Here is a 23521-nt window from a genome sequence, read left to right on the forward strand (position 1 = left end):
TTGAGCGCTGCGTTGCAGCTTGCGCGATGGACCTGGGGGCGCGGTCACCGCAGCGCGTCGCGCAGCCGGTACCAGCTCATGGCCGCCACCAGCAGTGGGGTGCGCAGCCGCTGCCCGCCGGGAAACGGGCGGTGCGGAATACGCGCGAACACATCCAGCCGCTGGCTCTGGCCAGCGATGGCCTCGGCGATCACCTGGCCGGCCAGACCGGTGGCTGCCACACCGTGGCCGGAGAAGCCCTGCGCGAAATACACAGTCGGCGCGAGCCGGCCCCAGTGCGGCGCGCGGTTGCGGGAGATGTCCACATAGCCGCCCCAGACGGTCTCCAGCGGCACGTCGCGCAACTGCGGAAACACCGTGTGCATACGCTGCGTCATCAAGCGATTCAGGCCTGGCGGCGGGCGCGACGAATAACTGGCGCGCCCGCCGAACAGCAGCCGGTGATCGGCGCTGAGCCGGTAATAATCCAGCGCCCAATTGGTGTCGGCCACCGCCATGTCGTTGCCGATCAGCGCGCGTGCGCGCGCCTCGCCCAGTGGCGGGGTGGCACCCACGTAGGTGCCGACCGGCATGATGCGCTGCTCCAGCGGCGCGGCGATGCCGTGCAGCAAGGCATTGCCGGCAATCACGCCGAAGTCTGCGGTCACGCTGCCATCGGCCGTGTGCATCGCAACCTGCGCGCCAGGGTCCAGGCGGGTCACCGCCGAGTCTTCGAAGATGCGCACGCCGGCCGCCACTGCCGCCCGCGCCAGGCCGAATGCATAGGCCAGCGGATGCAGATGGCCGCTGGCGGGGTCGAACATCGCACCCAGATACAGTGGGCTGTCGAGCACCTGGCGGGTGCGGGCGCGGTCCCACCACTCCAGCGGATAGTCGTAGCGCTCGGCCATGCGCACGATGCCATGCTGCAGCGCCCGCACCTGGCGCGGCTTGAGCGGGACATGGGCATGACCATCGCGCCAGTCGCAGGCAATGGCATGGCGTTCGATCCGCTGGCGTAGCAGGCGCATGCCGTCGCGCGAGAAGTCGAACAGCAGGCGCGCATCTTTATCGCCGACCAATGCTTCCAGCGTCTCCTGTTCGCAGCCGTAGCCCACGATGGCCTGGCCGCCGTTGCGACCGGATGCACCCCAGCCGATGCGCCGGGCCTCCAGCACGATGACCCGGTAGCCTGCTTCGGCCAGCGCGAGCGCCGCAGTCAGTCCGGTGTAACCGGCGCCGAGAATGCAGACATCGGCGCGTTCGGCGCCGCGCAGGCGCGGTTGCACGGGCAGGGCAGGCGCGCTGCGCGTGTACCAGCTGTCCGGATAGCCGCCCTCCGCGGTGTCGGCGTGCGGCAGCGCGGTGGCCGGGCTGCCCATCACACCGTCCGCAGGTACCGGGCGTAATCGATGTCCGGCACCAGCGCCTGGTAATCGAGCAGCTCGCGTTGTTTCTGTTGCCCGAACACATGCTGAAACTGCGTGCCTAGCTGGGCGCCGATAAAGTCGCTGGACACAAACGCATCGATCGCGCCCTGCCAGGTGCGTGGTTGGAAGATTCCTTGCGCATAGGCGTTGCCGGTGATCGGTGGCGTGGGTTCGGCGGGCTGCTGCAGGCCGTCGAGCATCGCCGCCAGCACCGCGGCCGCGGCCAGATACGGGTTGGCATCGGCGCCGGCAATGCGATGTTCAATGCGCGTGTTGCGGGCATCGCTATGCGGGATGCGCAGCGCCACGGTGCGGTTGTTGAAACCCCAGCTGGCATCCAGCGGCACGAAGGCGTTGCTGACGAAGCGTCGGTAACTGTTGGCGTGCGGCGCGAACAACAGCAGCGATGCGTCCGCATGCCGCTGCAGCCCGGCGATGGCGTGGCGCAGGCGGTCGGTGGGCATCTCGGCCTCGCCGGCCAGCACGTTGTGCCCGTCGGCATCGAGCAGGCTCACATGCAGATGCAAGCCGCTGCCCGCCTGGCCGGGGAACGGCTTGGCCATGAAGCTGGCCAGCATGCGCTGCTGCTGCGCGATGGCCTTGATGGTGCGTTTGAGCAGGATCGCCTCGTCGCAGGCGGCAACCGCATCGGCGCGATGTTGCAGGTTGATCTCGAACTGGCCCGGTGCGTACTCGGCCACGGCGGTGTCGGCCGGGATGCCTTGCTGGTGGCATGCAGCGGTGACCGCATCGGTAAAACCACGGTGATCGTCCAGGTCCTGCAACGCGTACACCTGGGTGCTGTCGCTGCGGATGCCGGTGACCGGGTCGCGCGGGGTCTGCGGGCGCCCCTGCGCATCGGGCACCGCATCGAACAGGTAGAACTCCAGCTCCACCGCCACCACCGGGGTCAGCCCGAGTGCGGCAAAGCCGTGCAACACCCGCTGCAACACCGCGCGTGGCGCGACCTCGAACAGGCTGCCGTCCGGGGTGTGCATCGCCAGCAGCAGCTGCGCCATCGGTTGCGGCGCCCACGGTACCGGGCGTAGTGAGCCTTCGATCGGCCGGCAGATGCGGTCGGCATCGCCGATGGCATAGCCAAGCCCGGTTTCTTCCACGGTGTTACCGGTGATGTCGGTGGCGATCAGCGACATCGGCAGGCACACGCCATCGCGGTAGACCTTGTGCAGCGCATCGGCAGTGACGCGCTTGCCGCGCAGCACGCCGTTGGTGTCGGGCAATAACAGGTCGACGGAGTGGCAGCCGGCGATACGCGCCAGGGTGGCGGCATCGGCAGCGGGCAGCGATGCGACGGAGTTCTCGGAAGCCATGGGCACCACCTGCGAAGTCGCCGCCCAGCCTAGCAAAGCACGCGTGATCGTTTGCGACCAGACAACGGTGCGGCGGTGGCAATGGCGGCGGTGGCGCGGTAAGTTCGAGCGCATCTGCCGTTCAACGCACCGCATCGGGATGTCTGTATGGCTGTCGTACCGTTGGTTGGATTGCCCACCGATCGCATCGCGCAAGGGCCGCATCCGTTTCTGGCGGCCGGCGAAAAATACATCCGTGCGGTCGTGGACGCGGCCGGTGCCATGCCGGTGCTGCTGCCGAGTCTGCAGCCCAGCCTGGAGGCCGGCGTGTGGCTGGATCGGTTGGACGGCGTGTTGCTCACCGGGGCGGTCAGCAATATCGAGCCGCACCACTACAGCGACGAATCGAGTTGGGAGGGCAACCCGCACGATGCCGCGCGCGATGCCACCAGCCTGGGGTTGATCCCGCAGGCGCTTGCGCGCGGTCTGCCGGTGCTGGCGATCTGTCGTGGCCTGCAGGAGGTCAATGTCGCGCTCGGTGGACGCCTGCATCAACGCGTGCATGCGGTGCCCGGCCTGGCCGATCATCGCGAAGACCGTAGCGCGCCGCTGGACGTGCAATACGGCCCCGCGCATCCGCTGCAGTTGCAGCCGGGCGGCTGGCTGGCTGGCATGAGCGACTCGGCCGAGGTGTGGGTCAACTCATTGCACGGGCAGGGCATCGCCACGCTGGCTGACGGCCTGCTGGTCGAAGCGACCGCTCCCGATGGCTTGATCGAAGCTTTTCGCGGCCCGGGACCGGGCTTTTTACTCGCCGTGCAATGGCATCCGGAATGGCGTGTCACACAGCATCCGTTCTACCGTGCCATCTTTCAGTCCTTCGGCGAGGCCTGTCGCCGTTACGCCGCTCAGCGCGGTCAGTGAGGTTGTATGTCGATCCGCACACGTTCGCGTAAATCCACGCCCAAGCAGCCGGAGAGCGCATTGCGCCGCTGGCTCAAGGACCGCCACATCACCGAGGTCGAATGCCTGGTGCCGGACATCACCGGCAATGCGCGCGGCAAGATCATTCCGGCCGACAAGTTTTCGCACGATTACGGCACGCGGTTGCCGGAAGGCATCTTCGCCACCACGGTCACCGGCGACTTTCCGGACGACTATTACGCACTGACCTCGCCGTCGGACTCGGACATGCATCTGCGCCCGGACGCGTCCACCGTGCGCATGGTGCCGTGGGCCGCCGACCCCACCGCGCAGGTCATCCACGATTGCTACACCAAGGACGGCCAGCCGCACGAACTGGCGCCACGCAATGTGCTGCGTCGCGTGCTGGAGGCCTACGCCGAGGTCAAATTGCAGCCGGTGGTGGCGCCGGAGCTGGAGTTCTTTCTGGTGCAGAAGAACACCGATCCCGACTTCCCGTTGCTGCCGCCGGCCGGGCGCTCCGGTCGCCCGGAAACCGCGCGGCAGTCGTATTCGATCGATGCGGTGAACGAGTTCGACCCGATCCTGGATCTGATGTACGACTATTGCGATGCGATGGAGCTGGACGTGGATACCTTGATCCACGAATCCGGCGCCGCGCAGCTGGAAGTCAACTTTACCCACGCCGATGCCTTGTCGCGCGCCGACCAGGTATTCCTGTTCAAGCGCACCATGCGCGAGGCGGCGTTGCGGCACGGGGTGTATGCGACGTTTCTGGCCAAGCCGATGGAAACCGAGCCCGGCAGTGCGATGCATATCCACCAGAGCCTGTTGCATGCCGGCACCGGCAAGAACGTGTTCAGCGGCAAGCGCGAGGGCGGGTTCAGCGACACCTTTGCGCATTATCTGGGCGGGCTGCAAAAATACATTCCGATGGCGATGGGGCTGCTGGCGCCCAACGTCAATTCGTACCGGCGGCTGATGTTCGGCGAGGTGTCGCCAAGCAATGTGCTGTGGGGCTTCGACAACCGCACCTGCGGGTTGCGGGTGCCGATCGATGCGCCGCAAAACATGCGGGTGGAAAGCCGGTTTGCCGGCTCCGATGCCAATCCATATCTGGCGATGGCGGCGACATTGGCGTGCGGGTTATTGGGCATCCGCGAAAAGCTGGAGCCGACCGCGCCGATCAGCAGCAATGGCAAGGAGCAGGGCTACGATTTGCCGCGTTCGTTGGGTGAGGCGCTGGATGGGTTGGAAAAATGCGAGGCGTTGCAGGAGATGTTGGGGCGTCGGTTTGTGCGGGCCTATATCTCGGTGAAGCGGAAGGAGTATGAGACGTTCTTTCGGGTGATCAGTTCTTGGGAGCGGGAGTTTTTGTTGTTGAATGTGTGATGGGGTCGGATGAGTGTTGCCGCGCTCTCCCTTCTCCCGTCGGGAGAAGGTGCCCGAAGGGCGGATGAGGGTGCGGTGTCGGGTGGTGTTGAAGCTGGCAGTGGTTAGTGTGCTTCCGGGTTTCGGGAGGATTCAAATTCAGAGCAGGGCTTTCACGCCCTCCGGGCGCGAGTCACTTTTTCTTTGCTTGTGCAAAGAAAAAGTAACCAAAAAGAAAGCACACCCCGTCCTCGCGCCCTCCGCGCCATAGGCGCTACGGGTGCGCAAGTCCGGCAGAAATTTTTGTAAGGGACATCCATGTCCCTTACAAAAACGTCGCGCATCCATGCGCGCCGCCCTACGGGTTTTATCTGCCGGCCTTGCCGCTGCGGTATGGGGCCCCGTAAGGGCGCAAGCAAGGCAAAGCAAGGCAAGGCAAGGCAAGGCTAAACAAAGCGAAGCAAGGCAAAGCGCTGCGCAGATCAGCGCTGCACAGGTCAGCGCTGCACAGGTCAGCGCATCAAGGTGTAGCGATGTCATGCGGGAGCCGGCCGGTGCTGGGCAGGAGGCCGGCGCCGCGCCGGAAATGCTTAGATCGCGGACGCAGCAAGGACACCGGCGATTCGGTGGTGGTGCGCGTCAACGACCGCGGCCCGTTTCACGATGGCCGCGTGATCGACCTCAGCTACGTTCCCTTCTCCCATCGGGAGAAGGTGCCCGAAGGGCGGATGAGGGTGCGGTGTTGGCGGCAGCGCTAGTTCTCGCGACCAACCTGTCTGTCGGGCATGCAGGGGATTCGCAGGGCAATCTGCAATGCCGTCCACGGTGCGGCAACAGGGCGTGGGTATGCTCGTGGTTCCTCATGCGTGGAGCAGGTCGTGGATCCTTCTGTGCTCAGGTCGTTGCAGCAGCTCGATGCCGCGCATCATCTGCATCCGTTCAACGACAACGCGGTGTTGGCGGGCAAGGGCACGCGCATTCTAACGCGCGGTGAGGGCGTGTACGTTTGGGACGCCGATGGCAACAAGCTGCTGGATGCGTTCGGTGGGTTGTGGTGCGTCAATGTGGGCTATGGACGTACCGAGCTGGCGCAGGCGGCGGCGCGGCAGATGGAGCAGCTGGCGTACTACAACAGCTTTTTTCAGTGCACCACCGAGCCCACCATCCACCTGGCCGCCAAGCTGGCCGAACTGACGCCCGGCGATTTGAATCATGCGTTCTTCGCCAATTCCGGGTCGGAGGCTAACGACACCATCCTGCGCCTGGTGCGGCATTTCTGGGCGGTGCAGGGGCAGCCGCAAAAATACGTCTTCATCGGTCGCCACAATGGCTATCACGGCACCACCATGGCCGGTGCCAGCCTGGGTGGCATGCAGGGCATGCACAAGCAGGGTGGGTTGCCGATACCGGGCATCGTGCATATCGAGCCGCCCAATCATTTCGGCGATGGCGGGGACATGGCGCCGGACGAATACGGGCTGCTTGCCGCGCGCCGTCTGGAAGCCAGGATTCTCGAACTCGGGCCGGAAAACGTGGCGGCCTTCATCGGCGAACCCATCATGGGGGCGATCGGTGTCTATATCCCGCCGCGCAGTTATTGGCCGGAAATCCAGCGCATCTGCCGGCACTACGACGTGCTGCTGGTGGCTGACGAGGTGATTTGCGGATTCGGGCGTACCGGGGAATGGTTCGGGGCGGATTACTTCGGCTTTCAGCCCGATGTGATGACGCTGGCCAAGGGCATCACCTCCGGCTACATCCCGCTGGCGGCGGCGATGTTCAACGATCGCGTGGCCGGGGTGCTCAAGCAGCAGGGCGGCGAGCTGGCGCATGGCGGTACCTATGCCGGGCATCCGGTGTGCGCGGCGGTGGCGCTGGAGAATCTGCGTCTGCTGCAGGACGAAGGCATCGTGGATACAGCACGCACGCAGATTGCGCCGTATCTGGCGCAGCGCTGGGCCGAGTTGGGTGTGCATCGGCTGGTCGGCGAGGCGCGGATCGCGGGCCTGGTCGGCGCGCTGGAGCTGGTGCCGGACAAGCGCCAGCGCGGCCGATATTTCCCCGGGCGCGGACGGGTTGGTGCGATGTGCCGCGACTTCGCGCTAAAGCGCGGGCTGATCCTGCGCGCCACTTACGATGCAATGCTGCTGTCGCCGCCGTTGATCATCACCTGCGAGCAGGTCGACGAGCTGTTCGACAAGGCCTGGGCGGCGTTGGACGACACCGCGCAGGCGTTGGGCAAGTAAGCGCGGCGGCAGGCCTCCCGCCGCAGAGCAGCGCAACCACAGCGCAGCAAGCGCCACCGCCGCGGCCGGCCTTCGCCAATCCCGACGCTTCAGCGCGTCAAACCGCGAACCCCGGTCCACGCACCTCCCGCTGTGCAAACCCGGACGCGGTGGGTAGGCTGGGCGCAGACCGGCCGCGATGCCGGGCCGCTCCCACCGCGCTGCCCTGGAGACCCACATGACGCTGCGACTGCTCGCCCTGACCCTGTCCATCACCCTGTTGTCCGGCTGTGGCGGCGGTGGCGCGCCGGGCAAGGCCGATGCGCAGGCCAAGGTGCTGAACGTCTACAACTACTCCGATTACATCGCTGAAGACACGATTCCTGCGTTCGAAAAGAGCACCGGTATCAAGGTCACCTACGACGTGTTCGACAGCGACGAGATGGTGGAAACCAAGTTGTTGGCCGGTGGCAGCGATTACGACGTGGTGGTGCCCACGCTCAACTTCTTCGGCCGGCAGATCCAGGCTGGTGTGTTCCTGCCGTTGGACAAGAGCAAGATCCCGAATCTGGTCAATCTGGATCCGGACGTCATGCGCCGCATCGCTGCGCAGGACCCGAACAACGCCTATGGCGTGCCGTACATGATCGGCACCACCGGCATCGGCTACAACGTCGACAAGCTCAAGGCGATCTTCGGCAGTACCGATGTCGCCAACAGCTGGGATCTGGTGTTCAAGCCGGAGAATCTGTCCAAGCTCAAGGACTGCGGCGTCACCATTCTGGACACGCCCTCGGACATGATCCCGATCGCGCTGAATTATCTGGGCCTGGATCCGCACAGCAGCGTGCCGGCCGAGATCGAGAAGGCTGCCGCGCTGATCAAGACCATCCGCCCGTACGTGCAGAACTTCCACTCCAGCCAGTACGTCACCTCGCTGGCCAATGGCAATACCTGCCTGGCGGTGGGCTGGTCGGGCGACATCATCCAGGCGCGCGACCGTGCCAAGGAGGCCGGCAACAACGTCAACGTGGCCTACGCCATTCCGAAGGAAGGCGCGCCGCAATGGTTCGACATGCTGGCCATCCCCAAGGACGCCAAGCATGCTGACAACGCTTACGCCTTCATCAATTACCTGTTGAAGCCGGAGGTGGCCGCGGCCAACAGCAACTTCATTCACTACGCCAACCCGGTGCGCACCGCCACGCCGCTGGTGGATGCGGCGATCCGCAACGACCCCACCATCTACCCGCCGCCGGAAGTGACCGCCAAGATGTTCACCTACGCGATCAACTCGCCGGACGTCGATCGCCTGTACACGCGTCTGTGGACCGAGATCAAGACCGGCCGCTGAGCCGGGGCGTCAGGCGCTGATGCGGCGCAGGCCGCCGCATCCTTATCAAACGCCAATCATTGGCTGAGACACTGCAGACCTGGTCGCGGCAGCGTGCAGCTGGCGCACCGGTATCGCATCGCGAGCGCACGCTTGGGTGCGGCACGTGGCTGCCCGACACGCGTCAACCGAGCTGTACCGCGCGTCCGGCCAGCCTCAGCCCCAGCTGACTGGCCTCATCACGCAACCTGTACTGACGAGTTCAAATAATTGTATGGTTCCGCCGCTTTCGCCGTGCCGCTGATGCGGCATGCCGCTGCGCGCATCGCCCACGACCTACAGGACGCTTCCTTTGAGCAACCAAGCAGACCACCCGTCCAACGATGGCCGCAGCCAGACCGCGGATGCGCAGGGCGCCGACGCGCATGACGACCAGGAGCAGAAGCCTTCGCCGTTGAAGAACCCCAAGGTCAAGTGGACGCTGATCCTGGTGGGCGTGCTGGTGCTGGTCTTGCTGGTGGTCTGGCTGGCCTATTACCTGATCAAGGGCCGCTACATGCAGGACACCAATAACGCCTATCTGCAGGCCGATTCGGTGGCAGTGGCCCCGCGCGTCAGCGGCTATGTGACCAAGGTGATGGTGGGCGACAACCAGATCGTGGACGCCGGCCAGCCGCTGCTGCAGATCGACGACCGCACTTACCAGGCAACCCTGCAGCAGGCCGAGGCCGCGATTGCCGCGCGCCAGGCCGATATCGCTGCGGCCACGGCCAATGTCTCTGCGCAGGAATCGGCGCTGGTGCAGGCACGTACCCAGGTCACTGCTGCCGCTGCCAGCCTCACCTTCGCCCAGGCCGAAGTGAAGCGCTTCGCGCCGCTTGCGGCGTCCGGCGCCGACACCCACGAGCACCAGGAAAGCCTGCAGCACGAGCTGGCGCGCGCCCGCGCCCAGTACGACGCTGCCCAGGCGCAGGCCAAAGGGGCGCAGAGCCAGATCCAGGCCAGCACGGCGCAACTGGAGCAGGCCCAGGCCGGGGTGAAGCAGGCCACCGCCGACGCCGATCAGGCCCGCATCGCGGTGGAAGACACGCGCCTGACCAGCCGGATCCACGGCCGCGTCGGCGACAAGACCGTACAGGTGGGGCAGTTCCTGGCCGCCGGCACCCGCACCATGACCATCGTGCCGCAGGAATCGCTGTACCTAATCGCCAACTTCAAGGAAACCCAGGTCGGCCTGATGCGTCCCGGCCAGCCGGCCGAGATCGAGGTCGACGCGCTGTCCGGGGTGAAGCTGCACGGCAAGGTCGAAAGCCTGTCGCCCGGGACCGGCTCGCAGTTCGCGCTGTTGCCACCGGAAAACGCCACCGGCAACTTCACCAAGGTGGTGCAGCGCTTGCCCGTGCGTATCCGCGTGTTGGCCGGCGAAGAGGCGCGCAAGGTGCTGGTGCCAGGTATGTCGGTGGAAGTGACGGTGGACACGCGCTCGGCCAAGGACGCCAAGGAGCGTGCCGAAAAAGAATCCGACCGCGTGCAGGAGCAGGAGCGCGCGCAGTGAGTGCAGCGGCAGCCACTGGCCCGAGTGCCGGCGGCAGCGCGACTCGCGAGAAGGCCGAGCCGGGCGCCTGGCTGGCGGTGCTGGCTGGCACCATCGGCTCGTTCATGGCGACGCTGGATATCTCCATCGTCAATGCTGCACTGCCCACCATCCAGGGCGAGGTCGGCGCTAGCGGCACCGAAGGCACCTGGATTTCCACCGCGTATCTGGTCGCCGAGATCATCATGATCCCGCTGACCGGCTGGTTCGTGCGCACCTTGGGGCTGCGCAACTTCCTGCTGATCTGCGCGGTGATGTTCACCGCGTTTTCGGTGGTGTGCGGATTGTCGACCTCGTTGACGATGATGATCATCGGCCGGGTCGGGCAGGGGCTGGCCGGTGGTGCGCTGATTCCCACCGCGCTGACCATCGTTGCGACCCGGCTGCCGCCCAGCCAGCAGACCATGGGCACCGCTTTGTTCGGCATGACTGTGATCATGGGCCCGGTGATCGGCCCGCTGCTCGGTGGCTGGCTGACCGAAAACGTCAGCTGGCACTACGCGTTTTTCATCAACGTGCCGATCTGCGTCGGCCTGGTGGCGCTGCTGCTGCTGGGGCTCAAGCATGAAAAGGCCGATTGGGCGGGCCTGCTCAATGCCGATTGGCTGGGCATCTACGGCCTGACTGCGGGCTTGGGCGGGCTCACCGTCGTGCTTGAAGAAGGCCAGCGCGAACGCTGGTTCGAGTCCAGCGAAATCAACACGCTGAGCCTGATCGCCTTGAGCGGATTCATTGCCCTGGTGGTCGGCCAGTTCCGCAAGCGCGCGCCGGTGATCCGTCTATCGCTGCTGCTGCATCGCAGTTTCGGCGCGGTGTTCATCATGATCATGGCGGTGGGCATGATCCTGTTCGGCGTGATGTACATGATTCCGCAGTTTCTGGCGGTGATCTCCGGCTACAACACCGAGCAGGCCGGTTACGTGCTGCTGCTGTCCGGCCTGCCCACCGTGCTGCTGATGCCGATGATGCCCAAGCTGCTGGACATCGTGGACGTGCGCATCCTGGTGATCGCCGGGCTGATCTGTTTTGCCGCGGCGTGTTTCGTCAACCTGTCGCTGACCGCCGACACCGTCGGCACGCATTTCGTCGCCGGGCAGTTGCTGCAAGGCTGCGGGTTGGCGTTGGCGATGATGTCGCTCAATCAGGCGGCCATCTCTTCGGTGCCGCCGGAGCTGGCCGGCGATGCATCGGGCCTGTTCAATGCCGGCCGCAACCTGGGCGGATCGGTCGGGTTGGCGCTGATCTCCACCTTCCAGGAGCGCCGCATGACCTTCCACACCGAAACCATCGGTAGCGCGATCACCGCCAATGCGACGCGCGCGCAGGACTTTCTGGCTGGCCTGAGCGCGCAGATGCAGGGCAGCGCCGGTGGCGAGGCGGCCATCCGCTCGATCGCGCAGTTGGCGCGACTGGTGCAACAGCAGGCGTTGGTGATGACCTACAGCGATCTGTTCTGGATCTTCGGCGTGATCGTGGTCTGCACGATTCCGCTGGCTTTTTTGCTCAAACCGTTACCCAAGGGGGCGCACCTTGCAATGCACTGATTCCCTGCGCCCGATGCGCATGCCACTGGCGGCGGCGCTGAGCGCCGTGTTGCTGGGCGGCTGCATGGTCGGCCCCAACTACACCAAGGCACCGCCGGTGGCCGATGCGGCCATGCAGGCGCCCGCGCTGCATCGCGCCAGCGGCGCGCAGGTGGTTGCCGCCGCGCCGTTGAACCACTGGTGGGAGCAATTGAACGACCCGCAGCTCACCCAGCTGGTGACCCGGGCGTTGGCCGACAGCCCCAACCTGCGCGCAGCCCAAGCGCGTCTGCGCGCCAACCGCGCACTGGCCCGGCAACGCCGCGCCGAGCGTTTGCCCAAGCTCAATGCCAGTGCGATCTACGCCTATGCCGAGCCGCCGCAGACCATTGTGGACACGCTGGGCGGGCTGCAGGAGGGCCAGCCCGGTCAACAGCCAGCCGCAGGCGATCAGGCACTGGATCTGGACAAGACCCAGATCTACAGCGCCGGTTTCGATGCCAGTTGGGAGCTGGATTTTTTCGGCCGCCGTCGTCGCGCCGCCGAGGGCGCGCTGGCGCAAGCGCAGGCCTCCGAAGCGGAGCTGGCCGATGCGCAGGTGCAGCTCGCCGCCGAAGTGGGGCAGGTGTATCTCAACTATCGCGGGCTGCAGGCACGGCTGGCCATTGCCGATGCCAACCTGGACAAGATCGGCCAATCGCTGGCGTTGACCCGTCAGCGCCGCGAGCGCGGTGCGTCTTCGGACCTGCAGGTTGAGCAGATCGCCACCCAGGTGCAGCAGCAGCAAGCGCAGCGTTTACCGCTGGAAATGCAGTTGCAGGAAGCGCTGGACCAGCTCGCCTTGATGGTCGGACGCGAGCCCGGCGCGTTGGATGCACAACTGGCGGCGGTGCAGCCACTGCCGATGCTGCCAACCGACGTGCGCGTGGACGATGCCGGCGCGTTGATCCGTCGTCGCCCCGATGTGCGCAAGGCCGAGCGCGAGCTGGCCGCGTCCAGCGCGCAGATCGGCGAGGCGTTGAATGGCTACTTCCCGCAGGTGACCCTGCTGGGTGGGCTGAGCTGGGTAGCCGGTTCGCCCAGCGACTTCAACTCCGATGCGCTGACCACCCTGGCAGTGCCGATGCTGCGCTGGTCGATCTTCGATTTCGGCAAGACCCGTGCGCAGGTGGAACAGGCGCGTGCCGGCAATGCCGGCCGCGAGGCGGCTTATGAGGGCGCGGTACTGGCGGCATTGCAGGACGCCAACTCCGCGTTGTCGCGCTTCGGTTCGGCGCGCAAGCAGCTGGTGGTCGCGCGCCAGGCCGAAGCCTCGGCCACGCGCTCGGCCGGACTGATGCAGCAACGCCGCGATGCCGGCGCAACCTCGTCGATCGATCTGCTCGACGTGCAACGCCAGCAATTGTCCGCGCAGGATGCCGCCGCGCAGGCTCAGGTGCAGCTATTGGTCAACTACGTCGCGCTGCAAAAGAGTCTGGGTCTGGGCTGGAGCGAGGCGCCGCAGGAGACGCGTTGACTGTTGTCGATGGTCGATGGTGCATTCAAGCAAGCTTGCCTTCGCTGCCATTGCCATTGCCGCGCGTCGGTGATGGTTGCGCATGCGGTCTGCATCGGGAGTATTGGTGGCACGGACGTCATCGGGTTGATGGGGTTTGCACAAGCCCGGTCATTGAGTGTGGAGACCAGGACTTTGCTGGACTGAACCACGCACCGACGAGGACGGCTTGCATACCGATCTACGCATCGTCTTACACGTTTTGGACGGCGTGCGTTTTGCATCCGGACATCCGGTTGATCAGACCAGCTTGGAGCTGCTAACAAAACGGAGCCAGCAATCGTCAGGTGGGTGCGGACGGCCCGGAGGAACCGGAATGTACGAGTGGTAGATGCCGCAACGAACACTGAGCACTGAGCACCGGCCGCCTGGCGTTGAGCACAGTCGTTTTGTTAGCTGCTCTTCTAGCGTTGGCCCCGCTTGATTGGCTGGTATTGCCCGGCGATGTCTCCTCCAATCGAAGCAAGTCGCCACTGGTGCAGTCACGGGCACTTGCCGCAATGCCGCTTGATCGTCACTCTCAGCCGCAGACGCGCAGACGCGCAGACGCGCAGACGCGCAGACGCGCCGACGCGCCCGACAGCCGATACATGCTTTTGCCATCATGGCGCGCAGGCTCTACCCCCGGCGCCTGCGTTCGCCGCCATCGAGAGGAACCATGTCACTGACCGACGCCTTGCTGCCCCTGTCCACCCCTGCGGATGCCGGCTACCTGTCCATCAGCGAGGTCCGTAAGGAATTCGATGGTTTTGTCGCGGTCGACGATGTCAGCCTGCAGATCCGCAAGGGCGAAATCTTTGCGCTGCTGGGCGGGTCGGGCAGCGGCAAATCCACCTTGCTGCGCTGTCTGGCCGGCTTCGAGCGACCCACCAAGGGGCGCATCACACTCGATGGCCAGCCGATCGACGCGCTGCCGCCGTACGAGCGCCCCATCAACATGATGTTTCAGTCCTACGCGCTGTTTCCGCATATGAGCGTGGAGCAGAACATCGCCTTCGGGCTGAAGCAGGAAGGCCTGTCGAAGGCCGCCATCGCCACCCGCGTCGGCGAGATGCTGGAGCTGGTGCAGCTGGGCGCGTTGGCCAGGCGCAAGCCGCATCAGCTCTCCGGCGGCCAGCAGCAGCGTGTCGCGCTGGCGCGCTCGCTGGCCAAGCGACCCAAACTGCTGCTGCTGGACGAACCGATGGGCGCGCTGGACAAGAAGCTGCGCTCGCAGATGCAGCTGGAACTGGTCAACATCATCGAAACCTCCGGGGTCACCTGCGTGATGGTCACCCACGACCAGGAGGAGGCGATGACCATGGCCACGCGCATCGCGCTGATGGATCAGGGCTGGATCCAGCAGGTCGGCACGCCCGATGAAATCTACGAACAACCGGCCAACCGTTTCGCCGCCGAATTCATCGGCTCGGTCAATCTGATCGATGCCGTCATCGCCGAAGACGCGCCCGATTACGTCACGCTGAAAACGCCGGCGTTCGACGCCCCTATCCGTATCGGCCACGGCATCACCGGCTTCGAAGGCCAAGCGGTGGCGTTTGCGCTGCGTCCGGAAAAACTCGCCATCGGCAAGGACGAACCCACGCAGGCCTGCAACAAGGCGCAGGGCGTGATCGAAGACATCGCCTATTTCGGCAGCCATTCGGTCTACCACGTGCGGCTGCCCAGCGGGGTCAAGCTGATGGCCAACTTCGCCAATCGCCAGCGCTGGGCCAGCGAAGCGCTGACCTGGGGCGATGCGGTGTGGGTGGGGTGGGGCGAGGACGACGGCGTGGTGCTCACCGCATGAGGCCGCGTCTTTTCCGTCGCGGCTTGCCGGGTGCGCGTTGGGGCGTGATCGCCGCACCGTACCTGTGGTTGCTGGTGTTCTTCGCGATCCCGTTCCTGATCGTGCTGAAGATTTCGTTTGCCGAGCGCGCCATTGCGATGCCGCCATACACGCCGCTGTTCGCCTCTGCGGCCGATGGCGCCGTCAGCGTCAAGCTGCATCTGAGCAATTACCTCGCGCTGCTGCGCGACAGCCAGTACGTGGCCGCGTACCTGAGCTCGATCAAGATCGCGGCGATCTCCACCGTACTGGCGTTGTTGATCGGCTACCCGATGGCGTATGTGATCGCACGCTTGCCGTTGGCTACCCGCAACGTGGCGATGATGCTGGTGGTGCTGCCATCGTGGACCTCGTTCTTGATTCGTGTCTACGCATGGATCGGCATTCTCGACGGCAACGGCCTGCTCAATCAGGCGCTGCTGGCGCTGGGCCTGATCAAGCAGCCGTTGCAGTTGCTGTACACGCCCATCGCCGCCTATATCGGCATCGTCTACTGCTATCTGCCCTTCATGGTGTTGCCGCTGTACGCCAATCTGGTCAAGCACGATAACCGCTTGCTGGAAGCGGCCTACGATCTGGGCGCGCGTCCGTGGCAGGCGTTTGTGCGCATCACCTTGCCGCTGTCGCGTAACGGCATCGTGGCCGGCTGCATGCTGGTGATGATCCCGGCGGTGGGCGAGTTTGTGATTCCGGAAATGCTGGGCGGCCCCAACACCTTGATGATCGGCCGCGTGCTGTGGGGCGAGTTCTTCAATAATCGCGATTGGCCGGTCGCTGCTGCGGTGGCCACGGTCATGCTGGTGTTGTTGCTGGTGCCGATCGTGATCTTCCACCGTTACCAGCAGCGCGAGCTGGAAGGGCGGCTGACATGATGCGCGCCTCGCGCGGTGGGCGCGTGCTGGGCGGCAGTGTGCTCGCGCTGGGGTTCGGGTTTTTGTATCTACCGATCCTGTTGCTGATGGTGTACTCGTTCAACGCCTCGCGCCTGGCCACGGTGTGGGGCGGGTTTTCGACGCGCTGGTATGGCGAATTGCTGCGCGACCGGCAATTGCTGGAGGCAGCCTGGGTCAGTCTGGAAGTTGCGTTCTGGACCGCCTGCGCGTCGATGGTGCTGGGCACGATGGCCGCGATGGCGATGGTGCGCATGCGGCGGTTTCCCGGCAAAACGCTGTTCGGTGCGCTGATCACCGCACCGTTGGTGATGCCGGAGGTGATCATCGGCTTGTCGATCCTGCTGTTGCTGGTCTCGATGGGCGGCGTGCTCGGCATCGCACCGCGAGGGGCAGTGGCGATCTGGGTCGCGCATGTCACCTTCACCGTATCGTTTGTCACCGTGGTGATTTCTTCGCGCCTGCAGGAGCTCGACCGCTCGCTGGAAGAAGCCGCGATGGATCTGGGGGCCACGCCGCTGAAGGTGTTCTTCCTGATCACATTGCCGATCATCGCCCCGGCACTCGCATCGGGTTGGCTGCTCGCCTTTACGCTGTCGCTGGACGATGTAGTGATTGCCAGCTTCCTGGCCGGGCCGAGTTCGACCACCCTGCCGATCAAGGTGTTCGCATCGGTGCGGCTGGGCATCAGCCCCAAGATCAACGCACTGGCCACAGTAATGGTGCTGGCGGTGTCGGTCGCCGCGGTGATCGGTTGGTGGCTGCTGGCACGCAGCGAAAAACGCCGTCTGCGCGATCAGCAACTGGCGCTGCAAGCGGCTCCCTGAGCAGGTGCCCGCGTTGGTGTGGCCAATGAACTGCAGCAAGCGGCCATCAGACAGGTGCGAACGCTCAAGCCACCGACGTGTACGACGGATACGACGGCCGCCGGACGCTGGGCACACCAGTGCGAGCGGCGGCTACCTGGCCGGAGGCGTGTACCCGTTGTCCCAGGGCTGCGGCTTGGTCAGGTAGCACTGATACTCGGCCCTGATGTCGTAGCCGTGTTGCTCGACTCTAGGTTGTTCATCGGCGCGGTCCTTGCGGTTGTCCTTGCTGTCGTCCTTGGACTTTCGCTTATCGGGAAAGATCGTGACCATGTTCGGCGACGACTGCGCGGTGATCAGTTGGCGGATGGCAGTGTCCGAGCACGCACGCAGTGCCTCGTCCTCGCAGGGTTGCGCGGGATCGGGCATCAGGCTGTTGCAGCGTACGGTGACAAACCCGGCCGGGCCGGGCCGCGGGCCACGCAAGAGGTCCTGGAGAACGGAACATCCCGGCAGGCATGCACTGGTGCCAAGTACAACGAGAGCAATGAGATTCCGGCGCATCGTGGTGGTCTTCCATGCATGGATGAATCTGCCGCCGCGCAATGCTAGAGCAATGCGCGGTTGGACCGTCTGAACAGGGCGAGGCTGCTTTCGTTACCTCGTCTGGGAGCGTGATCCCAGCTGCAATTGATCCGCCAGCTGTGCGGTGAAGGTGCGGCATTGCGTCGCGGTGCGGGTAAACACAGCGTTGCAGCAATTTGCAGTGGTTGTGACGCGGCTGCAACTTCCCGGCGACTAGCATTGGGCGTCTTGCAACTGGAGACCGTCATGTCCTACGACACCGTCAACCCTGCCAACGGCCAGGTCGAACATACCCAGCAGACGCTGGACGCTGCCGCCATCGAGGCGCGTCTGGCTGCTTCCGCCAAGGCCTTTGCGCAGTGGGCAGCACTGCCCTTGGCCGAACGCGGCGCCTTGCTGCGCCGGGTTGGCGAAGAGTTGACCAAACGGCGCGACGACCTGCAGCGCATCATGACCGCCGAGATGGGCAAGCTGCGCCGCGAAGCACTGGCCGAGGTCGACAAGTGCGCGCAGGTCTGCGCGTATTACGCCGACCATGCTGCCGAGTACCTGGCGCCGCGCGAGATTCCAACCGAGGCGCAGTCCAGCTATGTGCGCTATGAACCGCTGGGCTGCGTGTTTGCGGTGATGCCGTGGAATTTCCCGCTGTGGCAGGCGTTTCGCTTTCTTGCGCCGGGCCTGATGGCCGGCAATGTGGCCTTGCTCAAGCACGCCAGCAACGTGCCGCGTTGCGCCGATGCGATGAAAGACGTGCTCGATGCCGCCGGCATTCCGCCGGGCGTTTTCGACGTGCTGCATATCGACAACGACCAGGCCGCCGATGTACTGCGCGATGACCGCATTGTTGCAGTGACGTTGACCGGCAGCGAACGTGCCGGCCGCTCGCTGGCCGCCAATGCCGGCGATCAACTGAAGAAGTGCGTGATGGAGTTGGGCGGCAGCGACGCCTTCGTGGTGCTGGAAGACGCCGACCTTGAACACACCGTGCAATCGGCAGTGCAGTCGCGTTTCGACAATAGCGGGCAGACCTGCATTGCGGCCAAGCGCTTCATTGTGGTCGATGCCATCGCCGACCAATTCATCGAACGCTTTGTCGCCGCCGCCGCCGAGCGCGTGGTCGGCGACCCGCAACAGGAAAGCACCACGCTCGCACCGATGGCACGCGCCGATTTGCGCGACGAATTGCACAAGCAGGTGCAGGCCAGCGTGGAGAAGGGCGCGAAGGTATTGTTAGGCGGCGCACCGGTGCCGGGCTCGCATGCCGGCTACCCGGCCACCATCCTCGACCAGGTCGCACCCGGCATGCCGGCCTACGACGAAGAATTCTTCGGCCCGGTAGCCTCGATCATTCGTGTGGCCGATGAGGCCGAAGCGGTACGTGTGGCCAACGACACTACGTTCGGCTTAGGCGGCAGTGTGTGGACCGCAGACGCCAAGCGCGGTGAGCGCGTGGCGCAGCAACTGCAGTGCGGCGCCGCCTTCGTCAATTCGGTGGTCAAGAGCGATGTGCGGCTGCCATTCGGTGGCATCAAGCGCTCAGGATTTGGCCGCGAACTCGCCGATCACGGCATCCACGAGTTCATGAATATCAAGACGATCTATGTGGCTTGAGAGCGGGGATTGGGGATTCGGGAGGTGGGATTCGTAAAGCCAAGGCGCTTCCTTCTCCCATCGGGAGAAGGTGCCCGAAGGGCGGATGAGGGTACGCATCAGGTGCTGTTTGGCTAGCGCGTTCGCCAACGGAAACCACCAGCCATCAAACAGTCTTGATCAAACGATCAAACGCAACAGCGATCAAACGCAACCATCACTCAAGCTGGATCAGCAACCAGCAAAGCCGCTCCAACCGATCCCAAATTCCCGCTCCCTAATCCCAGCCCTACAGCCACCGCGCGCGCTTGAACAGGCGATACAGCACCAGGCACGAGGCCACCACACCGCCCACCAGCAAGGGGTAAGCGTAGGATTTGTCGAGTTCGGGCATGTGGGTGAAGTTCATGCCGTACCAGCTGGTGATCAGGGTCGGTGCGGCGAGCAGGGCGGCCCAGGCGCCCAGGCGCTTGACGGTTTCGCCCTGTGCCAGCGTCACCATCGACAGGTTGACGCTCAAGGCGGTGCCCAGCATCTCGCGCAAGGTGTCGATGGCGTCGTTGATGCGCACGGCGTGATCGAGCACGTCGCGTAGGTAGATGCCGACCTCGTCATGGATCAACGCGCCCGGATTGCGCTTGAGGTGCGACAGCACGTCCTGTAACGGGGCGACCACCAGACGCATCTTGTTGAGTTCGCGCTTGAGCTCATACAGGCGCACCACGGTTTCGCGCTTGTAATTGTCGGCAAAGATGTCTTTTTCCAGGCCTTCCAGCGTGTCGCGAAACTCGTCCATGATCGGCAGATAGTTGTCGACCACAAAGTCCAGCACGCCATACAGACAGAACGACGCGCCCTTGCGCAGCATCGCTGGCTCGCGTTCCACCCGATGGCGGACCGGGGTGTAGGACAGCGACGCGCCGTGGCGCACGGTCAGCAGAAAACGTGCGCCGAGGAACGCATGCGTCTCGCCGTAGCGGATGCGTTCGTTGACCAGTTGCGCGGTATTGACCACCACAAACAACGAATTGCCGTAGCTCTCGGCCTTGGGGCGTTGGTGCGCCTTGAGCGCGTCCTCGATAGCCAGATCGTGCAAACCGAACTCGTCCCGCAACTTGTGCAGCACCGATTCCTGCGGCTCGTACAAGCCGACCCAGACGAAGCCATCCGGGCGCTCCAGCACATCGCTGATCTGCTCCAGGCTGATGTCGTGCCGCTTGCCGTCACCGTCGTAGTACGCGCAGGTGATGACGCAGGACGGGTTGTCCGGATGGCGACCGTGGTTGTTCATGGGCGCATCCTGGATCAGCGCTGACGCAGCGGCAAGTCGCGCGGTTGCAGAGCGATCGCGAGCGCGGCGTGGACCGGCAACAGCAGCATCACCCATTGCAAGTTGTATTGCGCCTGGAACGAGAGCCAGTGAATCACCATGGCTAACAAGGCCCCTGCGGCCACCACCCAGCGCAGTCCATCGAACCAGCGTCCGGGCCGGCGACCACGCAGCAACTGTATGCCGCCAATCAACAGCAGCACGCACAGCGGATTGACCAGCAGCAGATTGCGGTTAGCCCAGGCGGACTGGTGCGCAGTAAAGCCCCACAGGTACACCAGCAGGCCGCCGCCGATGGCGCACAGCAACCAGAATGGCAGCGCAAGGCCGGCCAGTAAGCGCGGTTTGCGGCGCAGTGCCAGCACGCCGGCTGCAAGCGCCAGGCCGACCAGCGACCACGGCCACCAATGGCGTTGCTGGTCAGCAGGTTCCGGGGCGATGCGGTGCGGCAGCAGTACCTGCGTGGCTTGCACCAACGGACGGCCGGCGCTGTTGTGTACCTGGGTCAGGCTGTCGGCCAGCCGCATCGGCACGAACGCTTCTTCCCAGCGCGACAGCGAGCGGTCTGCGTACGGCCCCAGCCCCAGGTCGAAGCCCAGCCACATCCACGGGGCAGGGGAGGCCAGGCGCACCGCTTCGCTGCGAAAGGTATTGCCACGCGAGCGGCCAGCCAGCTGCGATTTCAAACCGCCGCCCATGGCACGGTCCAGGGTGTCGCGCACCATGGTGGCGCAGTTGGCTTCGAAGTAATCGTAGTGATAGCGGGCGTTTTCCGGCCGGCTGCGGACCGCCAGGCCATCGGCAAGCGCGCGCGCCTGTTCCGGCGGCAGGTCCAGCCACTGCACGCTGACGCCGCGGCCAACGTCGCGGTACTGCGACAGGTCTTCTTCCAGCGGCAACGCCACCAGGTAGTACATCATTTCGCCGCGGGTGAAGCGCGGCACGAAGTCCGGCTCGCTCGGGTCGAAGAAGCCGAAGTTGTAAGACGTTGCCCGCTGAGTGAGCGGGTCGACCACCACGATGGCGTCATGCCCGAAGCGCTCGAAGAACACTTCGCCCGGCTGCATGGTGACCACGCCGACGCGCGGTGGCGGTGTGCTAGCCGGGGCAGCAGCCTGCGTCACCTGGGCCGACGCAAGTGGCGCCACCAGCAGCGTCAGCAGGAGCAGCGCCCAGGACGCGACCCATTGCCAGCCGCCACGGCCGCATCGCACCGTGGCGTGACGGCGCGCGAGGTTCAAGCGTCGTCCTGCGGGTCGGGCGGCAGGATGGTGACGTGGAAGGCGTGCACACGGCGCGTGTCGGCCTTGGCCACGCGGAACGCAAACCTGCCCAAGGTCAACTCTTCGCCGGTCTCCGGCAGGTGCCCGATCGCATCGGTGACCAGCCCACCCACGGTGTCGTACTCGTCATCCGGGAATTCGGCGCCGAAGCGTTCGTTGAAGTCCTCGATCGGCGTCAGCGCATCGACCACGTAGCGGCCGTCTGCCTGGATCGCGATCAGCGAATTTTCTTCTTCGGCATCGTCGTGCTCGTCGTCGATCTGGCCAACGATCTGCTCCAGCACGTCTTCGATGGTGACCACGCCAGCGACGCCGCCGTACTCGTCCACCACAATCGCCATGTGGTTGCGCGACAGGCGGAATTCCTTGAGCAGCACGTTGAGCTTCTTGGACTCGGGGATCAGCACCGCCGGGCGCAACAGCTCGCGCACATTGCCGGGCCCGTTATCGGCGACTACGCCGCGCAACAGGTCCTTGGCCAGCAGGATGCCGAGCACTTCGTCCTTGTTTTCGCCGTGCACAGGGAAGCGCGAATGGCCGGATTCGACCACCTGCTTCATCAGGTCGATGAAGCGCGCTTCCACCGGCAGCGACACCATTTGCGAGCGCGAAATCATCACGTCGCCCACGGTGAGCTCGGACACGGAGATCGCGCCTTCCATCATGCGCAGGGTGTCTGCGGCGATGAGACCGTCTTGTTCGGCGGTCCGCAGCAAGGCGACCAGTTCGTCGCGGGTATGGGGTTCGCCAGAGAAGGCCGCGCTCAGGCGTTCGAGCCAGCTGCGGCGTTTTTCGGGGTTTTCTGAGGTGTGGCTACTGTCGTCTTCGGACATCATGACGGGGAAGGGCACCCGGCAGACCAGGCGATAAGTCGCAGTCTAGCAGGAAGCCGGCAAGCCGCTGTGGATGCGCTGCCGGGTGCCGGGTTTCAGGGCAGGTCCAGGCTGTAGCCGCAGCCGACCACGGTCTTGCCCGGATGCGATTTGACGTTGGTCACGCTGAGCACGACCGACTCGATCATCGCCTCGCCGGTCTTCGGGCTGGTGGTGTCTTCGCTGACCAGCTCGCGGCCGTACATGACCTTTTCGGCGTTATCCACGCCCAGTTCCAGGTCCAGCCGCTTGGCCAGCGGGCGCGGGTCGGGCAGGTCCAGGATCGCCATGACGCTGGCGCCGGAAAACGCGATATGCGTAGTGCTGTGGCCGAACACATTGATTGGCGTGTTGAGCGTGTATTCGGTCATGAACAGGTTGGATTGCTCCAGCGGCGTCCAGCCCAGCGCGACCGCCTTGAGCGGGTCGGCCAGTACCGGCGTCAGGGCATTGAAGTCGCCAATACGCTGCCGGCATTCGATCAACGCCGGCAGGTCCGGGCGCACCGGCGCGGTCTGTGCCAGCACCGCTGACGGGCTCAGCAGCACGCAGGTCAGGGCGAACCACGCGCGCATCAGCGCTCCCCCGCATACGGGTCGTCGATGCCCAGGTCGGCCAGGATTTCTCGCTCCAGTTGCTCCATGGCGTCGGCTTCCTTGTCGTCTTCGTGGTCCCAGCCCAGCAGATGCAAGGTGCCATGCACGGTGAGATGCGCGTAATGCGACGCCAGCGATTTGCCCTGTTCGGCCGCCTCGCGTGCCACCACCGGCGCGCAGATCACCAGATCGCCGAGCAGCGGCATCTTGATGCCCTTGGGCAGGCCTTCGGGCAGTTCGGCCGGAAAGCTCAGCACGTTGGTGGCGTAGTCCTTGCCGCGGTAATGATGGTTGAGCGAGCAGCCTTCCTTCTCGTCGACCACGCGCACCGCCAGGTCGGCCTCGCGGATGCGGCCCTTCAGCGCCGCGGCCACCCACTTGCGAAAACTTACCGCCGACGGCAGGCCGGCGCGCGGAAGCGCGTAACTGACGGCAACGTCGAGGCGGACGGGTCCTTTGGTCATGGGAGCACCAGCAAGTCAGATCAGACAGAGGTG

General features: G+C 64.9%; 20 protein-coding genes and 1 other RNA gene. 12 read left to right on the top strand and 9 right to left on the bottom strand.

Going from position 1 to position 23521, the window contains the following annotated elements; translation table 11 throughout:
* Window positions 1–44: 44 nt before the first annotated feature.
* Both ASF90_RS15020 and ASF90_RS15025 read right to left on the bottom strand, forming a co-directional pair.
* The gene (locus ASF90_RS15020) at window positions 45–1361 is read right to left on the bottom strand and encodes an FAD-binding oxidoreductase (protein WP_055851812.1); all 1317 of its coding nucleotides are present in this window, start codon (window positions 1359–1361) and stop codon (window positions 45–47) included.
* On the bottom strand, window positions 1361–2740 hold the full coding sequence (locus ASF90_RS15025; RefSeq protein ID WP_055851815.1) for a glutamine synthetase family protein: 1380 nt from the start codon (window positions 2738–2740) through the stop codon (window positions 1361–1363). The genes ASF90_RS15020 and ASF90_RS15025 overlap by 1 nt, the downstream gene beginning before the upstream one ends.
* Before the next feature lie 147 nt (window positions 2741–2887).
* Between ASF90_RS15025 and ASF90_RS15030 the strand changes: the two genes are divergently transcribed.
* The 8 genes from ASF90_RS15030 (at window position 2888) to ASF90_RS15060 (ending at window position 13205) form a co-directional block, all read left to right on the top strand.
* A complete protein-coding gene (locus ASF90_RS15030; RefSeq protein ID WP_055851818.1) occupies window positions 2888–3643 on the top strand; it encodes a gamma-glutamyl-gamma-aminobutyrate hydrolase family protein in 756 nt (251 codons plus the stop codon).
* Between the two features lie 6 nt (window positions 3644–3649).
* On the top strand, window positions 3650–5035 hold the full coding sequence (locus ASF90_RS15035; protein WP_055851821.1) for a glutamine synthetase family protein: 1386 nt from the start codon (window positions 3650–3652) through the stop codon (window positions 5033–5035).
* A gap of 512 nt (window positions 5036–5547) precedes the next feature.
* Window positions 5548–5772 (top strand): RlpA-like double-psi beta-barrel domain-containing protein, encoded by a 225-nt coding sequence (locus tag ASF90_RS24445; RefSeq protein ID WP_269079391.1) that lies wholly within the window; start codon window positions 5548–5550, stop codon window positions 5770–5772.
* Window positions 5773–5892: 120 nt separating this feature from the next.
* Window positions 5893–7260 (top strand): aspartate aminotransferase family protein, encoded by a 1368-nt coding sequence (locus ASF90_RS15040; protein ID WP_055852286.1) that lies wholly within the window; start codon window positions 5893–5895, stop codon window positions 7258–7260.
* A 217-nt stretch (window positions 7261–7477) separates the two neighbouring features.
* Window positions 7478–8593 carry a polyamine ABC transporter substrate-binding protein gene (locus ASF90_RS15045; RefSeq protein ID WP_055851825.1) on the top strand — a complete coding sequence of 372 codons (1116 nt, stop codon included), beginning with the start codon at window positions 7478–7480 and terminating at the stop codon, window positions 8591–8593.
* 331 nt (window positions 8594–8924) lie between these two features.
* Window positions 8925–10127 (top strand): HlyD family secretion protein, encoded by a 1203-nt coding sequence (locus tag ASF90_RS15050; RefSeq protein WP_055851830.1) that lies wholly within the window; start codon window positions 8925–8927, stop codon window positions 10125–10127.
* On the top strand, window positions 10124–11710 hold the full coding sequence (locus ASF90_RS15055) for an MDR family MFS transporter (protein WP_055851832.1): 1587 nt from the start codon (window positions 10124–10126) through the stop codon (window positions 11708–11710). The genes ASF90_RS15050 and ASF90_RS15055 overlap by 4 nt, the downstream gene beginning before the upstream one ends.
* Before the next feature lie 4 nt (window positions 11711–11714).
* Window positions 11715–13205, top strand: coding sequence for an efflux transporter outer membrane subunit (locus tag ASF90_RS15060; protein ID WP_055852292.1), 1491 nt, complete (start codon window positions 11715–11717; stop codon window positions 13203–13205).
* A 296-nt stretch (window positions 13206–13501) separates the two neighbouring features.
* Here ASF90_RS15060 and ASF90_RS22555 read toward each other — a convergent pair.
* A non-coding RNA gene (locus ASF90_RS22555) (sX9 sRNA) lies at window positions 13502–13577 on the bottom strand.
* Window positions 13578–13902: 325 nt separating this feature from the next.
* On the opposite strand from ASF90_RS22555, the gene potA reads away from it, so the two are divergent.
* From potA to ASF90_RS15075, 3 genes are read left to right on the top strand one after another with little or no spacing between them, the layout of a single operon-like run.
* On the top strand, window positions 13903–15033 hold the full coding sequence (gene potA, locus ASF90_RS15065; RefSeq protein ID WP_055851836.1) for a polyamine ABC transporter ATP-binding protein: 1131 nt from the start codon (window positions 13903–13905) through the stop codon (window positions 15031–15033).
* Window positions 15030–15944: an ABC transporter permease subunit gene (locus ASF90_RS15070; RefSeq protein WP_055851840.1), complete on the top strand. Its 915-nt coding sequence runs from the start codon at window positions 15030–15032 to the stop codon at window positions 15942–15944. Before potA ends, ASF90_RS15070 begins: the two co-directional genes overlap by 4 nt.
* Window positions 15941–16789 carry an ABC transporter permease subunit gene (locus ASF90_RS15075; protein ID WP_055851842.1) on the top strand — a complete coding sequence of 283 codons (849 nt, stop codon included), beginning with the start codon at window positions 15941–15943 and terminating at the stop codon, window positions 16787–16789. The genes ASF90_RS15070 and ASF90_RS15075 overlap by 4 nt, the downstream gene beginning before the upstream one ends.
* Before the next feature lie 132 nt (window positions 16790–16921).
* On the opposite strand, the gene ASF90_RS15080 is transcribed toward ASF90_RS15075, so the two are convergent.
* On the bottom strand, window positions 16922–17197 hold the full coding sequence (locus ASF90_RS15080; RefSeq protein WP_115560074.1) for a hypothetical protein: 276 nt from the start codon (window positions 17195–17197) through the stop codon (window positions 16922–16924).
* Window positions 17198–17599: 402 nt separating this feature from the next.
* Here ASF90_RS15080 and ASF90_RS15085 point away from each other — a divergent pair, with 402 nt between their 5' ends.
* Window positions 17600–18964 carry an NAD-dependent succinate-semialdehyde dehydrogenase gene (locus ASF90_RS15085; protein ID WP_055852295.1) on the top strand — a complete coding sequence of 455 codons (1365 nt, stop codon included), beginning with the start codon at window positions 17600–17602 and terminating at the stop codon, window positions 18962–18964.
* Window positions 18965–19232: 268 nt separating this feature from the next.
* Here ASF90_RS15085 and ASF90_RS15090 read toward each other — a convergent pair whose 3' ends face one another.
* From ASF90_RS15090 to ybeY, 5 genes are all read right to left on the bottom strand, one after another.
* Window positions 19233–20234, bottom strand: coding sequence for a magnesium and cobalt transport protein CorA (locus ASF90_RS15090; protein ID WP_055851850.1), 1002 nt, complete (start codon window positions 20232–20234; stop codon window positions 19233–19235).
* Window positions 20235–20248: 14 nt separating this feature from the next.
* Window positions 20249–21514: a DUF4105 domain-containing protein gene (locus tag ASF90_RS15095; RefSeq protein ID WP_055851852.1), complete on the bottom strand. Its 1266-nt coding sequence runs from the start codon at window positions 21512–21514 to the stop codon at window positions 20249–20251.
* On the bottom strand, window positions 21511–22389 hold the full coding sequence (locus ASF90_RS15100) for a transporter associated domain-containing protein (protein WP_055852298.1): 879 nt from the start codon (window positions 22387–22389) through the stop codon (window positions 21511–21513). The genes ASF90_RS15095 and ASF90_RS15100 overlap by 4 nt, the downstream gene beginning before the upstream one ends.
* A 95-nt stretch (window positions 22390–22484) precedes the next feature.
* On the bottom strand, window positions 22485–23003 hold the full coding sequence (locus ASF90_RS15105) for a hypothetical protein (protein ID WP_055851857.1): 519 nt from the start codon (window positions 23001–23003) through the stop codon (window positions 22485–22487).
* On the bottom strand, window positions 23003–23488 hold the full coding sequence (ybeY, locus tag ASF90_RS15110) for an rRNA maturation RNase YbeY (protein WP_055851860.1): 486 nt from the start codon (window positions 23486–23488) through the stop codon (window positions 23003–23005). Before ybeY ends, ASF90_RS15105 begins: the two co-directional genes overlap by 1 nt.
* Window positions 23489–23521 lie beyond the last annotated feature (33 nt).

Source organism: Xanthomonas sp. Leaf148 (assembly GCF_001423585.1).
Lineage (GTDB): Bacteria > Pseudomonadota > Gammaproteobacteria > Xanthomonadales > Xanthomonadaceae > Xanthomonas.

Bases quoted from the DNA above. Each gene is read 5' to 3' on its own strand.
- ASF90_RS15020 (WP_055851812.1), bottom strand. From the start codon at position 1,361: ATGGGCAGCCCGGCCACCGCGCTGCCGCACGCCGACACCGCGGAGGGC.
- ASF90_RS15025 (WP_055851815.1), bottom strand. From the start codon at position 2,740: ATGGCTTCCGAGAACTCCGTCGCATCGCTGCCCGCTGCCGATGCCGCC.
- ASF90_RS15030 (WP_055851818.1), top strand. From the start codon at position 2,888: ATGGCTGTCGTACCGTTGGTTGGATTGCCCACCGATCGCATCGCGCAA.
- ASF90_RS15035 (WP_055851821.1), top strand. From the start codon at position 3,650: ATGTCGATCCGCACACGTTCGCGTAAATCCACGCCCAAGCAGCCGGAG.
- ASF90_RS24445 (WP_269079391.1), top strand. From the start codon at position 5,548: ATGTCATGCGGGAGCCGGCCGGTGCTGGGCAGGAGGCCGGCGCCGCGC.
- ASF90_RS15045 (WP_055851825.1), top strand. From the start codon at position 7,478: ATGACGCTGCGACTGCTCGCCCTGACCCTGTCCATCACCCTGTTGTCC.
- potA (WP_055851836.1), top strand. From the start codon at position 13,903: ATGTCACTGACCGACGCCTTGCTGCCCCTGTCCACCCCTGCGGATGCC.
- ASF90_RS15070 (WP_055851840.1), top strand. From the start codon at position 15,030: ATGAGGCCGCGTCTTTTCCGTCGCGGCTTGCCGGGTGCGCGTTGGGGC.
- ASF90_RS15075 (WP_055851842.1), top strand. From the start codon at position 15,941: ATGATGCGCGCCTCGCGCGGTGGGCGCGTGCTGGGCGGCAGTGTGCTC.
- ASF90_RS15080 (WP_115560074.1), bottom strand. From the start codon at position 17,197: ATGCCCGATCCCGCGCAACCCTGCGAGGACGAGGCACTGCGTGCGTGC.
- ASF90_RS15085 (WP_055852295.1), top strand. From the start codon at position 17,600: ATGTCCTACGACACCGTCAACCCTGCCAACGGCCAGGTCGAACATACC.
- ASF90_RS15090 (WP_055851850.1), bottom strand. From the start codon at position 20,234: ATGAACAACCACGGTCGCCATCCGGACAACCCGTCCTGCGTCATCACC.
- ASF90_RS15100 (WP_055852298.1), bottom strand. From the start codon at position 22,389: ATGTCCGAAGACGACAGTAGCCACACCTCAGAAAACCCCGAAAAACGC.
- ASF90_RS15105 (WP_055851857.1), bottom strand. From the start codon at position 23,003: ATGCGCGCGTGGTTCGCCCTGACCTGCGTGCTGCTGAGCCCGTCAGCG.
- ybeY (WP_055851860.1), bottom strand. From the start codon at position 23,488: ATGACCAAAGGACCCGTCCGCCTCGACGTTGCCGTCAGTTACGCGCTT.